This window comes from Mesobacillus sp. ABV4_180 (assembly GCF_056158485.1).
In genome coordinates this window covers 606,222-622,722 of the sequence record NZ_JBSWTJ010000001.1, presented here as the reverse complement: position 1 = coordinate 622,722, position 16,501 = coordinate 606,222, and the positions used below count along the sequence as shown (strand labels likewise).

Here is a 16,501-nt window from a genome sequence, read left to right as displayed (position 1 = left end):
TTACTTTCGTAAGCATATTTTTTATGATACTCATAATCTATACCAAAAGACTACGCAATATTTCCGAAACCACGCTGGTTTCCTTTTAAACCTAAAAGCTCTAATGCTTCCTCAACACTTGCAGTCGTTGTTCCCCAAATATTACCAAGCTCTTGAAGTTCGAAAACATTTAGGTTTGCTGCATGCATGACGCTAGATGCTGTCGCTCCGTCACGAGTGGCAACTGCAACAAATGCTCCTTTTACTTTGTCAAGGAATCCTGGTTCTTTTGTTAAATAAACATCCACACAAAGGTAATCCCCGTAAGCTTCAGCACAGATTCCAATAACATATTTTTTCATCTTTCCACTTACAAGTAAAAACTTTTTCTTACCAGAAAAAATGCCAGCGGATATATTTTTAATTTCTATATTAACTGGAGTTCCAGATTGCTTAATAACACGCTCTACTTCTCCATAAACTTGATCTGCTATTGATCCTTGACCTGCATACTGAAAACCTTTTTTGTCTAAAACTTTTTCGTGGTATAACTTCAAAATTAACTCCCCCATTAGCACTATTATTATATTGTTAAATATTTCTTTTATATGCTAAACTATCCATTTTAAATAATCAATATCTCATATAAAAAAAATTCTAATATAGTAAAAAATAATCAGTAAACATGCAACTGTGTAAACAAAAAACATGACGGTATCTATTTTACTAAAACAACCAACTATAACATGTTGACGGGTAGGTAATTATGCTCATTCAAACTTATAAGGTATCTGTTTCGTATCGCCTCAAAAAAATAAATCCATAAAAGAAAATCTAATAAAAAAGCAGTCGTAATCTCTTCACGACTGCTTTCTCAAAGCATATTACAAATGCGAAACAATCATTTCAGCATTTCCAGCAATTTCATAATCATCAAAGCCAAATGGCAGCAAGAAATGGTCACCTTTTTTGAACTCAAACCTATCATCGCCCTTTAGAAGTGTTCCTGTTCCTTCAATAACACTTACTAACTGAAAGGCAAGGTCTTGACTCAATTTAGTCGTGCCTTTCAATTCCCATTTATGGACGGTAAAGTAGTCGCTTTCCACAAATGTAGTGATTTTCATATCACCTGATGTTTCGATAACAGCCTGGATTTGCGGCTCTACAGCTGGAACAGTCGTTACAGCAATCGACTGCTCGATATGCAGCTCCCGTAAATTGCCTTCATTGTCCTTGCGATCATAGTCATAAACCCTATAAGTCGTATCCGAGTTCTGTTGGGTTTCCAGAATGACAATCCCTGCTCCGATTGCATGGACAGTACCGCTTGGAACAAAGAAGAAGTCGCCTGGCTTAACTGGCACTTTCGTAAGAAGCTCGTCCCATTTTCCTTCCTGGATCATCAATGCGAGCTCTTCTCTTGTTTTAGCTGTATGTCCGTAAATGATTTCTGCTCCTTCTTCGCAATCCATGATATACCAGCATTCTGTCTTCCCTAAATCATCTTCGTGTTTAAGACCATATTCATCATCAGGATGAACCTGCACAGATAAATCCTGGGCTGCATCCAAGATTTTCGTCAACAATGGAAATCGGTCACCTTCAATATTCCCGAACAGCTCGCGCTTGTTTTCCCATAGTTCACCTAATGTTAATCCTTTATTATCCCCATTCTTCACAATGCTCTGGCCATTGCTGTGAGCTGCAAATGCCCAGCACTCGCCTGTTTGATCGGAAGGAAGCTCATAGCCGAACGACTTCAGCTGTTCCCCTCCCCAAATCCGTTCCTTAAAAACAGGTTTAAAAAATAATGGTTGTATTGACATGTTCATAGACCTCCATAGTAACAATTCACATAACTACCATAATAAAAGACATTTTCAGGAAGGGCAATACCATTATTATTAACAATCACCTTATTCTTGTACTCCTAAAACATCCTTAGCAAGTAAAAGAGAACCTACAATTCCAGCGTTATCACCCAGGCCTGGACGGACAATATAATTTGATAGCTCCGGCAAGGCAACATAGTCCTTCAAAAACTCTTGTAAGTATTTATGGATATACGAGAATACCTGTTTTTGATTCATGACACCGCCACCAAGGATAATTTTTTTCGGCGATAGAATCAGGATATACTGCATTAGCGCCTGGGCAATATAATACCCTTCCAAGTCCCAGACTTCTTCACGTTCCGCTAAATCAATCCCTTTTGTATTCCAACGTTCTTCAATAGCAGGGCCAGCAGCAAGTCCTTCCAGGCAATCTGAATGATAAGGACACTTTCCGTAATAGTGATCCTCTGGGTGCCGTCTTACTAGGATATGCCCCATTTCAGGATGTGAAAGTCCTTGAAGCAGTTTCCCCTGTACGACTGCTCCTGCCCCAATTCCTGTCCCCACAGTAATATATAAGCAGCTATCCAATCCTTTCGCAGCCCCAAAGGTAACCTCTCCTAAAGCGGCCGCATTGACATCCGTATTGAATCCAACTGGTACGGACAAAGCATTTTTTATTTCCTGCACAAACGCATAGTCTTTCCAGCCAGATTTCGGGGTGGATGTTATATGACCATATGTTGCACTCTCCACGTTAACGTCAATAGGACCAAATGAACCGATTCCAATTGCAGCAATTTTATATTTTTTAAAAAAGGCAATGACCTGTGGCATTGTTTCAGATGGAAAAGTGGTTGGAATCTGGATTCGTTCCACGATTTTACCCGTATCATCACCTACGGCACAAACGAACTTTGTTCCGCCTGCTTCAATTGCTCCTAGCATAATCATTCCTCCAGGGCTAAAAGATTTAAGATTATTTTAGCATTAATTTGTTCCCATCCTGGTTTACCATTTGACTTTTTCCAAATGAAGTACAGAGTAGGAATCATGATCACATACACAATCGAAAAATACTGAATGAGATAGGTAATAACTCTTAAGAACAAAATACTTTCTTATTGCTAAAAATAGCACTACATCAATAATCCTTCCAACCCCAAGCGGAATCTCACGATTTATGATGTAATCGAGTCTCTTTTCTTGATATTTTAGATCCCTTTCAATCGACTCGTAAATCATCGTGTCCATCGAAGTGCTGATCATATTCATTGATATTTGTGACAGAATTCTAAAGATCACCAATAAGAGCAGTCGAACAACTGGGTTGGAGGATTAATCATAAGGATGAACCTATCCATGAAATCCTGCTGCCTACTACATTGATTGTTAGAGAATCAACCTCTGTTAATAAAGTTAAATCGATATAAAAATTAAGCCGTGGGAGCAAGGATTCCATACCTTGCTTTCGTTTCCTTTAAAAGTATAGTAATTGCGGAATAAAGGTATGGGGTAAATATCGAATAAACATTTATTGGGGCTCCCTATTTTCTTTACAATGAGTTTTTTAAGCTCCACTAACAATTATTATTGCGATTTTTTACTTCCATCAAAAATAAGCCCCTTTAGATTCTTTAAAACTTAAAGGGGGCTTACTCTTATATACTTCTTACAATAGCTTGTGGCAATACGTCTAATTATTCTAAAACCATGCTTGTTTTCACATTTAATAGAAGTTTATTTCACTACCTCAATGCTGAATTCAGTTTTAAGGCTTCCATTTCCATTAATTATTACTAGTTCTTCCTTACGGTTGAGTTCATCAGTTTTCGCCATCCATGGCTCTACACATACAAAGTCACTACCGCTTTCTGTCCATAACATAAGGTACTTAAAGATGTTACCATAACTTAGCTTGATCCATTTTTCATAGCCAAAGGAAATATTATTCCGATTTGAATTTAATAAGACCACAGCTTCTCTCAAGCTAGATAAGTCGATACCACCTTTAAACTCTTTTTCCTGGCTGTCGTTATAGTCAAAGTATTTAGTGGCATCAGTTTCATAAGCAAGGTTCTTTTCGCTTGTTTTAAAATAAGGATGAAACCCTGCATAGATAGGCATGGGGCTGTTGCCCTCGTTGTTATATTCCTGAAGAATCGTAAGCTTACCCTCCTCCAAGACATAAGTAAAAACAACATTAAAGTCAAAGGGATAGGAGAGTTTGGTTTGCTCATTACTTGTCAGCCTTAAAGTGAGAGAAGCACTTTTAGTTGTAACTTTATCAATTACTTCCCAGGAGGCATTACGAGCAAACCCGTGATTAGGCATGGAATATGTTTGGCCCTTCCACTCATACATTCCGTTAGTCAATTGACCTGAAATCGGGAACAGAATTGGAATGCCGCCTCTGACATTTTTCGTTTTGTCATAAAAGGTTTCTTTATTTAAGTAGAGCAGCTCTTCACCTCGAACCACGTATGAAAAGATTATACCGCCTCGTTCTGGCGCTACCCTAACCCTTGAATCTGTTTTAGTGTCGGTAAGCTCGTAAATCTTATAATCTTGGTCTACTAACTCATTAATCTTATACATTAAATAACCTCCTATTTTTTCTGGAAGTGAGATGTTTATTCCCATAATATAACTTACTTGACATAGCAGAACAATTCCAATTTATAATTTTATCCTTATGACAAAAGATTAGAATTCCTATTAAGTTAATAGAAGGGTATCAGGAAACTTTGAGACCCAAAATGGTTGAGGCATTTTCAGGGATAATAAAAATGAAGCATAAGAGATATCTCATGCTTCACAATGAATCCTTTTCCACATCTCATCTGTAAGCTGTCTGCCAATCCTTCTTGAAATTTTCCACATCAGATTCTGTAGAAGGATGATTTAGGAAACTCTCGATAATGTCTCCGCTTGCTGTGAAGGCATGGGCCCCTGCCAAACAGACTTCCTGGACCTGGTGGACATTCTTGAAGCTGGCAGCGAGAATTTTGCATGAAAGATGATGTTGATCCAACATGGTTCTGATTTCTTCAACGACCTTTATCCCATTGCCTGACAGGTTTTCGATCCTATTTACATACGGTGCCACATAATCAGCTCCTGCCTTCGCCGCTACCAGAGCCTGCATGGGTGTATAAATTGTTGTTGCGAGTATTTTAATCTCTCTTTGCTTTAGTTCTTTTATCGCTTTAATCCCTTCAGGGGTCACTGGTATTTTAGCAAAGTAGTTACCTCCTATTTGATCACGATTATAGACCGCTTCCTCTACCATTTCTGCCGCCGTATTTGAGAGGACTTGTACATGAAGCATCCTTTCCTCTCCGATAACCGACCTGATTTCCTGCAGCAAAGGTAGGAATGGCCTTTTTTCTCTTACGATAATTGATGGGTTCGTTGTCACCCCATCAATCGGATAATAATCGATTAGTTTCTTTATTGTATTGATATTAGCTGAATCAATGACCATTTCCATGTTCAACATCCTTTCTATACTTTGAAAAAAAACGGGCAGATCCTATAAACATAAGACCCGCCCAAACCTCTTATAAAAATGCCTTTACTTCCTTCACGATATGGTCAGATGTTAATTGATAATAATCTTTAAGATAGTCAGTCAAACCTACCTGGCCGAACTGTTCGCGAACGCCTATGCGCTTAATTGGAACGGGATAATTTTCACTCAGTGATTCAGCTACAGCACTGCCAAGACCGCCGATTACATTATGATTTTCAAGTGTAATCACTCTTCCTGTTTGTTTAGCTGCTTTCACGAGCAACTCCGCATCTACTGGTTTAATAGAGTACATGTCAATGACCATCGCCTCTATGCCTTGTTTCTTCAGCTCGCCGGCAGCCTTCAGTGCCTCGGCTACCATAATTCCCGAAGCTACCAGGGCAACATCAGAGCCTTCGCGGAGTACTTTCCCTTTTCCTTTCGGGAAGTTTTCTCCTTCAGAATAGAGCTTAACCGCATTCTTCCTGATTGTCCGGATGTAATGCACGCCATATTCTTCATAAGATTGCTTTAAAAGAGCCTTCAACATCGTACTGTCGCTTGCTTCATAAACCGTTGCATTCGGGATGAGTCTCACGAGCCCAAGGTCCTCGAATGCCATATGTGTACCGCCATTGTGCTCCGCTGTCACACCTGCATCTGAACCAAGGATTTTCACATTCAATCTGGCATAGCCAAGTGAGACAAACAACTGATCAAATGCCCGGCGAGTAGCGAACTGGGCGAATGTATGCACAAATGGAATCCGGCCAGTAAGCGAAAGTCCTGCGGCTACACCCATCATATTTGCTTCCATAATTCCGACATTGATGAGCTGGCCAGGAATTTTCGTTTTTATTTTATTCGTGGAAATTGCACTCATCAAGTCAGCTTCAAGGGCAATTACTTTGGGGTTCTTGGTTGCCAACTCTAAAAGGGTCTCCGCATATACCTGCCGCATTTCCTTCTGATCATGTTCCAGAACTAATTCCTGCTGAATCATTTTACCGCCTCCTTTGAAGCGCGTTTTTCCAGGATGGCAATCGCCTCTTCAATCGCGGCCTGATCATCTTCACTTGGACGAATATGGTGATTATCTGCCTTCTCCTCTAGATAAGGAACTCCCTGCCCTTTTACCGTATCGAGAATAATAACAACAGGTTTCTGGCTTTGTTTTTTCCCTGCTAAAATTGCCTGGCGAATCTCTGCTATATTTGATCCATCGACACGAACAGCCTCAAAGCCAAATGCGCGGAACTTTTCAACAAAGTCAAATGGATCACAGATATCAACCGTCAGCCCATCCAGCTGCTTTTTGTTGTCATCGACTAGAACAAAGAAGTTTGATAATTGATGGTGAGCGGCAAATTGGATCGCTTCCCAGCACTGCCCCTCATTCAGCTCCCCATCCCCTACAATTGTGTACGTATAAGAATCACGGCCAGCCAGTTTGTGAGACAAGGCAACCCCTGCAGCAACCGATATTCCTTGGCCGAGGGAACCGGTTGTCATTTCCACACCTGGAGTGAGGTTTCGGTCCGGATGGGAAGGAAGTTTTGTTCCATTCTGGTTCAGTGTATAAAGCCACTCATAATCGATGAACCCTTTTACGGCCAGGGTAGCATATAACGCCGGGCCGCCATGGCCTTTCGATAAAATCAAATAATCTCGATCAGGGTCGTCTTTCATTTCTGGACTTATATTCATAACTTCACCATATAGGACAGCCAGTGCTTCCACAATCGAAAGGCTGCCACCATAGTGGCCAAATCCTAAATGGTTCAATTCCTTTAGTGTCCACAATCTGATTTTGTCTCTTAATTGCTCGAGTTCATCTGAATGTTCCATTTCCCCGCTCCTTATGCAGATACTTTGGTTTGATCTACAGGTTTATTTTTGCGCATGACATTCCATACCACTGCTACAACTAACGACACAATTACCGTTGCGATTACACCTGTTGAACCGAAGGAATTCGCTACATTTCCTAACAGGATTCCTGCTGCACCGAAGTCAGCGTCAGAGAAGGTCGTGTTAGCGAAGCCTAGATCACCAAGTACTGGCATTAAGAATACAGGTAGGAAGGTAATCAATAGACCGTTAAAGAATGAACCGATTGTTGCTCCCTTGATCCCGCCGGTCGCATTTCCGAATACACCTGCGGTAGCACCTGTGAAGAAATGCGGTACAACTCCTGGTAAAATAATGATTCCGCCGACCATGCCCAGGAACGCCATACCTACAATACCGCCAAGGAAGCTGCAGAAGAACCCAATCAGTACTGCGTTTGGTGCATATGGGAATACAATCGGACAGTCAAGTGCAGGCTTGGCATTGGGAACAAGTTTTGTAGAAATCCCTTTGAACGCTGGAACAATTTCAGCTAATACGAGACGGACACCGGCAAGGATGACAAATACGCCAGCGGCAAAGGTTACAGCCTGAATGACTGAGTAAACAAGATAATGTGTACCGCCGCTCAATTCAGCCTCAATATAGGCAGGACCAGTGAACAAAGCAACAATTACATAAAGGATGGTCATCGTTAAAGCGATACTTACTGAACTATCGCGAAGGAAAGCCAATCCTTTCGGAAAGTTGATTTCTTCTGTTGATTTCGAGTTCTTGCCAACGAACTTTCCAATATAACCAGATAAAATATAACCAAGAGTACTGAAATGCCCAAAACCCACATGATCAGTGCCAGTAATCTTCTTCATGAATGGCTGGGCTAGCGCCGGGAAGAAAGCCATGATCAACCCTAAGGCAATTGAACCAATAACGACTAGCATTGCTCCCTCCATCCCTGCCACTGCAAGGATCACGGCAATCATGCAGGCCATGTATAGTGTATGGTGGCCTGTCAGGAAGATGTATTTCAAGCTAGTGAAACGGGCGATCAAGATGTTAGCCAGCATACCGAAAAACATGATAAGTGCAGTATTCGAACCAAACTCGGACAAGGCCATCGCGACAATCGCTTCATTATTCGGCACTACGCCATTTACATTAAAAGCTTCCTCAAACATTTTTCCAAACGGCTCTAATGATCCCACAAGAATTCCGGCACCAGCGGAGATGACGATGAATCCTAAAAACGACTTTGTCGTGCCTTTGATAACTTCACTGGCAGGCTTCTTCTGGATCATCAAACCAATGAAGGAAATGAGCGCTACCAATACTGCAGGCTGGCTTAAGATGTCCATGAACAATCTTAAAATTTCTTTAATCATCTACCATTACCCCCTGATATGTTTTGATTTTATCGACTTACAGCTTTCCCATTTCAGACAGCTTTTGCTGCAGCTTTTCTTTAAGCTCATTTTTATCAATGATGCTGTTAAGAACGACCATATCTTTTAAACCAAATGCCCCATCAGCAATATCTCTTGCCATTACGAATAAATCTGCTGCATCAGGTGTAACTGAGCTTAAGTCTGAGTGTTCGACCGTTATGCCATTAACACCCATTTCTGCAAGTACATCCTGGATATTCATTTCGAGCATAAAGCTGCTGCCTAATCCTGAACCACATACTGCAAGGATCTTCATTTTCATGACCTCCAACATTTATCAAATTATCGAATAGAATACTCAGATACCAAATCAATGATTTCTTGCTTCGTTTTTGCTGCCTTCAATTCCCCCAGCTTTGCAGGATCACTCAACAATTTTGTTAATTGTGCCAGAGCTTTCAGGTGCGTCTGGTTGTCGATTGCTGCCAGGCAGATGAAAATTTTCACACTGTTTTTTTCTTCATTTAAAAGATGTGTCGGCTGGGCCAATTTCAACAAGCTCATGCCCACTTTATTAACACCATTCTCCGGGCGTGAGTGAGGGATTGCTATATCTTCCCCTACAATTACGTAAGGACCGAGAGTTTCGATGTTATGAATCATTGAATCGATGTAATGACTTGTAATTGAACCATTCAATAAAAGAGGCTCAGCAACTTTAGCAATTGCTTCCTTCCAGTTATCGTATCTTTCCTCAAATTGGATGGTATCAATTGTTAATAGATCGTTTAACACAGGCTGCTTCCTCCCAATGATAGTCTCATTGCTACGATAGATTGCATTTTGCAAGGCTTCCCTCAACAATTCCGGCTGCTTGATTTCAGCAAACTGACGAATCACTTTCATAAGCTCATCCGTTGTCGGGAATCTGACCGACTGCTGGTCAATTGTTTGTTTTACGGTTTGGACCAACTCTTTTTTCTCCGCTTCATTCATAATCGGCTTCAAGATAAAGAGCGGTTTCGCGGTTTCCAAAAACACTGTAGAAAATACCAGGTCATAAGCATTCTCTGCCATGTTTTTAAAATCATAGGTTGATAGTGATGAAGTCCAGTGAAACTGAGGAAAAAGTGACTTTAACTGCGTTTCAAGCATGAGGCTGGAGCTTACCCCATTCGGACAAACGATTACTGCCCTGTTCTCAACCTGCCTTCTTTCAGTGCTCCGTTCAAGCAAACCCCCAAAATGCAAGGTCAAAAACCCAATCTCATCTTCAGGAATTTTTAGGTTTAGCATTTCTTCGATCGGCTTCATCACCTCTTTTACTACTGTAAAAAGATAATCATGCTCTTTCTTGATTTCAGGAAGCAGAGAGTTCGTGATTGGGATTTTAAACAACATACGGTAATAAGCTGGTTTTAAATGGTGATACAGTGTTTGAATCGCATTTTCCTTGCACGAAAGCTTAATGGAAGCATAACGTTCAAACCCATTTAGAATTTGCTCTGTGATATTAAGCAGTGTATCGTTTGATGAGGGGGAAATCTGACCCTGGCATATACCTAGCAGCTGGATCGTCAAAAATGCCAGTTCTTCTTTTTCTGCAGGTAAGCATAATTCCTGTTGGACATACTCGGCAGCTTGAAACATCTCTTGGTTTTCTAGGAAATTGAGGGTATCGGAAAAAATACGGACCATTTTGTTCTGAATTTGCCGAATGTGAACCATTTGCAACAAGTAGATAAAGTCAAACATTCTCTCTTCAATGAAAGTTAGAGTGAATTGCTTTTCCAGGTTCTTTAACACTTGCTGATAAACAGGAAAGCGATCCTCTAATTGATGCTGATGAAAAATTGCGCTGAATTTTTCGCGGGCATTTGGCCTGATCGATAGAAGCGAAATGGCCTTTAGCATTAAATGTCTTTTGTCCTCTTCCGCCCCTTTTAGGTGATATCCGCTTTCCCTCGTATAAGCGATCCTGACACGGAAATCCTGACAAAATTGGTTCACCCTCTTCATATCAGCACTGACAGTATTCTTGCTAATATCAAGAAAGTCCTGATAGTGGAAGCTTGAAAGGGGTTCTTGCCTGATAAATGTGTATAAAAGTATAATGATGACACGCTCTTCAGGGTCGGTAGCCAGATAAATACTGTCTAACACCCCCGTCCCATTCTTCTTCCAAATGGCGATTGTCTCTTTCGGGATTATGATTCTGTCTTGCACAATTTTAATAGGTGGTAATCCCTTTTGGGCTAGAGAGTAATTGATTTTCTTCAAATCGTAGTGAAATTGCCTGCTTGTAAATTGTTTTTTTTCCAGAAATAAGTTCAATTGAGCCGGCTGCAAAGACATCAACTGATAAAAAGTATTCAGACTCCTGCTCTCTAACATGTTGTCTTTCCCCCTTACTCGAAGTGTATTAGAAAACGCTTACAATTAACATAATATTCTGTCACAATGTTTGTTAGCAAAATTTTGGGTGATTGGGATTACATGAAATGTTTAAAAGACCACTCAGGAATACAACATAACTCAGACCTCTATTTATACGAAAAAGCCTTTCTTGAACACAAGAAAGGCTTTTTTCACTTTATGCTAAAAATTCGTTTACCTTATTCATTACTGCGCCCTTTAGCGTTTCAAGCTTGGTTTGGCTCTCATCTAATGTATCTGCTTTCACACCAAAGTAAAACTTCGCTTTTGGTTCTGTTCCAGATGGGCGCAGGCAGAACCAAGACCCATCAGCTAGATGATATTTTAATACATTGGATTTTGGTAAATCAATCTCACTATTCAAATTTGCTCTCATATCTAGAGCAACACCTTCGGAATAGTCCTCTATTGAGGCTACCTCTACCCCAGCCACTTCCTTAATTTTTTCTTCTCGGAAACGATCCATGAGCATCGCTATTTTTTCTGCTCCATCTTTACCTTTTAATGTAATGGATTGTAATCCTTCCTGATAAAATCCATACTTCTCAAAGATTTCAAGCAAACCTTCATAAAGTGTTTTGCCTTTTGATTTGTAATACGCTGCCACCTCAGCTGCAAAAATAGCAGATTGAACCGCGTCTTTATCGCGAACAAAGTCGCCGATTAAGTATCCATAGCTTTCTTCGTAACCAAAAAGGAATGTTTGCTCACCTGTTTGTTCAAATTCATTGATTTTCTCACCAATAAATTTGAATCCCGTTAAGGTATCGATGGTTGGAATACCATACTCTTTTGCAATCGCCCGACCAATTTCTGAAGTAACGATTGTCTTAACCACTACTCCATTATCAGCCAGTTGACCCTTTTCTTTCTTTTGAGAAAGTAAGTATTCCAGCATTAAGGCACCAATTTGGTTACCAGTCAAAACAATATACTCTCCTTCCATATTTTTGACTGATATACCAAGACGATCTGCATCTGGGTCTGTTGCCATTAATAGATCAGCATCCAACCGTTTTCCATAGCGGATTGCAATCTCAAACGCGGCATGTTCTTCAGGGTTAGGAGATTCTACAGTTGAAAAGTCAGCATCAGGCTTTTCCTGTTCACTTACAACTGTTACATTCTTAAAACCAAATGCAGCCAAACCATCTCGAACTGGCTTATTGCCCGTCCCATGCAGCGGCGAAAAGACAATTTTCAGCTCCTCAGCCACACTATTTACTATATCCTCGTTCAACTGAAGCGTTTTTAACTTGGAGATATATTCTTGATCAACTTCTTCACCTATATATTCTAACAAGCCTTTTTCCAATAATTCATTCTCTGAAGCAACTTCAATTGTCAATTCATTTTCGACTGCATTTACATATCCAATAATGGTATCAGCTGCTTGTGGGGGGATTTGGCCGCCATCTTCACCGTACACTTTAAACCCATTATATTCAGGTGGATTATGGCTAGCTGTGACTACAACTCCTGCGAAAGCACCTAAATATCTTACTGCAAAAGATAATTCTGGTGTAGGTCGCAGTTCATTGAATAAGTATACTTTAATCCCATATTTACCTACTGTTTTCGCAACCTCTAACGCAAATTCTGGTGATTTATGGCGTGAATCATAGGCAATCACCACGCCACGCATCATTGCTGCTACTCCTTGCTCTTTAAGGTACAGCGCCAGGCCTTCAGCAGCACGGCGAATAGTATAGATATTCATCCGGTTTGTCCCAGGACCGATTTCTCCACGCATGCCCCCTGTACCAAATTCTAAATGTTTATAAAATAAGTCTTCCATTACTTTTTCATTGTTGCTTACTTCTGTTAATTGTTTTGCCAGCTCTTCGTCTAAAGCAGGAAATGAAGTCCATTTAGCCGCAGTTGCTTTCCAATCCATCTTTCTTCCTCCTTATAAATATCAAAGGGATAATAATTATATTTGTAAATCCACTATAATATTATAACTATAATCCCTGAAAATGGTATCCCATTCTTAGATATTTATTAGGTAATTTGTAGTAGCCCTTCAAAATGAAAGTGAACCAATATTCAATTCACTCTGAAGAGCAAGGGAGATTCACTAGGAACGTTTCAAATCAAAACTTAAAAGACCATATAGACCATTTTCGCCAGCATTAAAGATATAACGTTCAACCGTTTCACCTGCATCCCAAACACCTTGGACGGTACCAGTAGTATAGTTACCAAACTCATATTCGTTCATTTTCAATGTGTAAAAAAGGAGGATTTTGGGTTGTATAGAAAATTTGCATTCACATCTTTGTTTACATCATCTGAATCTAACTTGACTTCTTCTGCCAACACCTTAAAGGTAATTGGCCCTGTTAATATGAAAACAGTTTAAACGGAGCAAGCGAGGTTGATCTCAAGGAAGGCCGTTTCCCCAAGTTGACTATTGCACTTCTCATTCAACCGCATCCTACCGTAATACAAAGAGTATCAGATGGCGGAGACGGTTACGAAAATAATAACCTTAGTAACGATGGCTCAAATGATGGATCCACACCAAGTACAGACAAAGATGACGATAAAGTAACTGAGGATAATCCACCGATAAAGGCGGAAAGAAACTGCCTAATACAGGGACGAATATTACTGTTAATAGTTGGTGCCGATTCGCTATTCTTCATTTAGAGAAGAAAATCAGTAATTTAGTCTATAAATAAAATGCCCAGCAGCCATCTGAAGGCCGCTGGGCTTTTCTTTTGGGAGCACAGAGACGTTCCCAGTGCTTCACTACAATTTACGAAACTTTTCTTCTTGAAATAACCATTAATAACGTGGCAGCAATGATGATGATTGCGCCCAAAAGGATTAAATTATAGACGTTTGTTGCGGTGTTTGGCAACGTGTTTCCTTCTGTTTTAATTGTTGTTTTATTTTTGTTCGTTTCTTCTTTTGCATTTTCTGTATCTGCAGGCTCTGTCTGTGAATTGTTTTGAGGACTGGCTGATACTTGATTTTGATCAGTTTTTGCCTTATCCTCTTCTGCTTCGTTTTTTCCTTCCTCAGAATCAGTATTACCGGAATTATCATGGTTTGGCTTATCTTCCGATGCTATCTGTTCCGTTGTTTCAAAAACAGTGTAAATACTAAAATGGCTTGTCTGAGCTGTAATTACTCCATTTTCGTATGTCCCGCCGATGTTCTCCCACTGCTCTGTTTTTTCATTAAAGTAAAACACCTTCAGTTTCGATGGGTCATTTACACCATCGAGGTTTACGTTAAACGTTAATGTAACAGGTTCGTTAAATTCACTGACAACTTTATTTCCCTGTGTAATCGTGAAATCATAAACTTCACTGCGTGAATTTTTAACAGCCGGAAGCTTATCTAAGCGTATGCTAGTATCTTCTTCTTCTGAAAAAATACTAAGCGGGAGATTGACAGTGACCTCTTCATTCTTTACCTGAAGAAGAGCACCTTTATCCTTCAATTCCTTGATTTGCTCTTTTGTTACTAATACATCTACTTTATCCTCTGTTTTTTCGAGGTTCACTGCAAAGGTGCCGCCAGCTTCAACCTTTTTCACATCATCGGTTGTTACTGTTGCTTTCCCTTCCTTAACTATAGGAACAACAACCAATACTTTTGGTTTTTCTGCTTCTTCCTTAGTCTCCACAGCAATTGTATAGGTTGTGATCGTGTCATGAAGAGGTTTAGTTTCGCCATATGCCATTAGAGTAAGAGTGTATTTAGTCCCTGGAAGCAAACCGGTGAAAGTATGAGAGTTACCAGTCACAGTATAAACATCGCCATTTATATCTATCGTCCCTATTTCATGACCCTCAACATCATTCCACGATAAACTGATTGAGTCTGTCGTTACCTTATCAACCCTGAGCATTCCATCTCTTTCATCGGCTGGATTTAAATACCCTACCAGCACTCCCTTTTCTACCAGCTTTTTAACCGTTTTCATAGCAGGAGAATTTTCTGTAAGATCTAAATTTGGCATTTGATATAAGGCAACCGAATACAATCCACCAAACTGTTCGAGCACTGAAATATCTGATACATTAGTAAGCCTTAGGTCAATAATTTGCAGTTCCTTTAAGACCCCAAGTCCTGAAATATCAGATATAGGATTGTTTTTCAACTCTAATGCTACAAGATTTTTTAAGGTTAAAAATGTTCCTAACTCAGAGATTTGATTGTCATCAACACTAATAAATGCCAGTTTATTAAGGCCTGACAAAAAGTCTACATTTTTCAAATTGTTGTTATCCAAACTGAGTCCATTAAGATTGGTTAAGTTCTTAATAAAAGAAAAGTCTTTAATTTTAACATTTCCTATATCTAAGGCAGTTAAGTTTTTTAACAGCCCCACTTTTGTACCGTCAGAAATTGGATTTCCGCTAATGTCCAGATCATTTATTCTTGGCAAGGAAAGCAGCGGCGTAACATCCTGGATCTTGTTATTCCTTAATCCAACTGATTCGAGATTGATTAGCTGTTGAATTCCAGTTAAATCAATAATTCCTTTGCTATCAAAATCAATATAGGTTAAACCTTCTAACTCACTTTGAAAAATGCCTCTTTCGATATTCAGTTGATCTTTAATTGCATTTTCCAGGTTTTTATCCAGAAAAGTCACTGTTTTACCGATTGGAACCGGCAGTGTAGCGGATACAAAAGTATTCTCAGCTAAAGTTTTACCAGTTTCATCAACAGCAACAACTTTTATTGTGTATGTTGTATCAGCTTCCAATTTGCCAACACGATAGTTATCACTTGAACCTTCTACCTGTGCAACTTCTGCATCATTCACATATACCTTATATTTGCTAGCTCCCTGATCACCTTCAGGTCCAAAGTAGTAGAAGTATATATTGATTGACTCGTCATTTTTAGAAGTAAATCCAACTTCTATTCCTGAAGTTGGTTGTTCTACAATAACCTCCTCTTCTACATTTTCAGCAAACCCCACTTCCCGAGTATCTGAAATGACTGATTCTTCCCCAATCCAACCCGTTATTTCATAAATAATATTAACTGTATTTTGCTTAGCTTCTTGTTCAGTTAACTGATCAGTAAACTGGAACTCTTCTTTCTTAAAAAAACCATCTGCCTGTTCTTCAGATACAATTGGCTCAGGATTTTCAATAGTAATAATTTCATCATTTCGCTTAATTTCAAAGCGGTCGAAATCTGTTCTTTTATCAATAAGGGCTTCCCACTGCAAATTAATTTTGCTATCTTCCTGTAATTCTACACTTTTAAAATAAATTTCATTTGACGCCTGCGCTACTTTTATTGGGCTCAACAAAGTTAACATTAGAATGAAAGCTAATGTTAACGGAAGCCATTTTCTTTTATTCATCATACTCCCCCTAGTAAATTATTAAACCAATAACATTATATCAATATATTAGGTAATTTGTACTAAATTTTCTATTTTTTCTACCAAAAGTCCTATTTTCTAAAAATAAAATCACATTTTGTCTATTAATGGAGTTATTTAATCATCTGAGAAA

Annotated in this window: 12 protein-coding genes; all 12 read right to left on the bottom strand. The window is 39.5% G+C overall.

The window, feature by feature from the left end; genetic code table 11:
• Positions 1-50 precede the first annotated feature (50 nt).
• Positions 51-536: a hypothetical protein gene (locus ACXAEA_RS03155; protein ID WP_475094486.1), complete on the bottom strand. Its 486-nt coding sequence runs from the start codon at positions 534-536 to the stop codon at positions 51-53.
• Positions 537-863: 327 nt separating this feature from the next.
• The gene (manA, locus tag ACXAEA_RS03150; protein WP_475094485.1) at positions 864-1,808 is read right to left on the bottom strand and encodes a mannose-6-phosphate isomerase, class I; all 945 of its coding nucleotides are present in this window, start codon (positions 1,806-1,808) and stop codon (positions 864-866) included.
• A gap of 90 nt (positions 1,809-1,898) precedes the next feature.
• The gene (locus tag ACXAEA_RS03145) at positions 1,899-2,765 is read right to left on the bottom strand and encodes an ROK family protein (protein ID WP_475094484.1); all 867 of its coding nucleotides are present in this window, start codon (positions 2,763-2,765) and stop codon (positions 1,899-1,901) included.
• A gap of 792 nt (positions 2,766-3,557) precedes the next feature.
• The gene (locus tag ACXAEA_RS03140; protein ID WP_475094483.1) at positions 3,558-4,415 is read right to left on the bottom strand and encodes an aldose epimerase family protein; all 858 of its coding nucleotides are present in this window, start codon (positions 4,413-4,415) and stop codon (positions 3,558-3,560) included.
• Between the two features lie 241 nt (positions 4,416-4,656).
• Positions 4,657-5,310, bottom strand: a complete 654-nt coding sequence (locus ACXAEA_RS03135; RefSeq protein ID WP_475094482.1) for a fructose-6-phosphate aldolase — start codon at positions 5,308-5,310, stop codon at positions 4,657-4,659.
• Positions 5,311-5,380: 70 nt separating this feature from the next.
• The gene (locus tag ACXAEA_RS03130) at positions 5,381-6,334 is read right to left on the bottom strand and encodes a transketolase family protein (RefSeq protein WP_475094481.1); all 954 of its coding nucleotides are present in this window, start codon (positions 6,332-6,334) and stop codon (positions 5,381-5,383) included.
• Positions 6,331-7,179: a transketolase gene (locus ACXAEA_RS03125; RefSeq protein ID WP_475094480.1), complete on the bottom strand. Its 849-nt coding sequence runs from the start codon at positions 7,177-7,179 to the stop codon at positions 6,331-6,333. Before ACXAEA_RS03125 ends, ACXAEA_RS03130 begins: the two co-directional genes overlap by 4 nt.
• Positions 7,180-7,190: 11 nt before the next feature.
• A complete protein-coding gene (locus tag ACXAEA_RS03120) occupies positions 7,191-8,564 on the bottom strand; it encodes a PTS ascorbate transporter subunit IIC (RefSeq protein ID WP_475094479.1) in 1,374 nt (457 codons plus the stop codon).
• A gap of 37 nt (positions 8,565-8,601) precedes the next feature.
• Positions 8,602-8,883, bottom strand: coding sequence for a PTS sugar transporter subunit IIB (locus tag ACXAEA_RS03115; protein WP_475094478.1), 282 nt, complete (start codon positions 8,881-8,883; stop codon positions 8,602-8,604).
• A 26-nt stretch (positions 8,884-8,909) separates the two neighbouring features.
• Entirely contained in the window at positions 8,910-10,961 is a 2,052-nt protein-coding gene (locus ACXAEA_RS03110; RefSeq protein ID WP_475094477.1) for a BglG family transcription antiterminator, read from the bottom strand.
• 199 nt (positions 10,962-11,160) lie between these two features.
• Positions 11,161-12,900 carry a phospho-sugar mutase gene (locus ACXAEA_RS03105; protein ID WP_475094476.1) on the bottom strand — a complete coding sequence of 580 codons (1,740 nt, stop codon included), beginning with the start codon at positions 12,898-12,900 and terminating at the stop codon, positions 11,161-11,163.
• Between the two features lie 867 nt (positions 12,901-13,767).
• Positions 13,768-16,347 (bottom strand): LPXTG cell wall anchor domain-containing protein, encoded by a 2,580-nt coding sequence (locus tag ACXAEA_RS03100; RefSeq protein WP_475094475.1) that lies wholly within the window; start codon positions 16,345-16,347, stop codon positions 13,768-13,770.
• Positions 16,348-16,501: the final 154 nt, after the last annotated feature.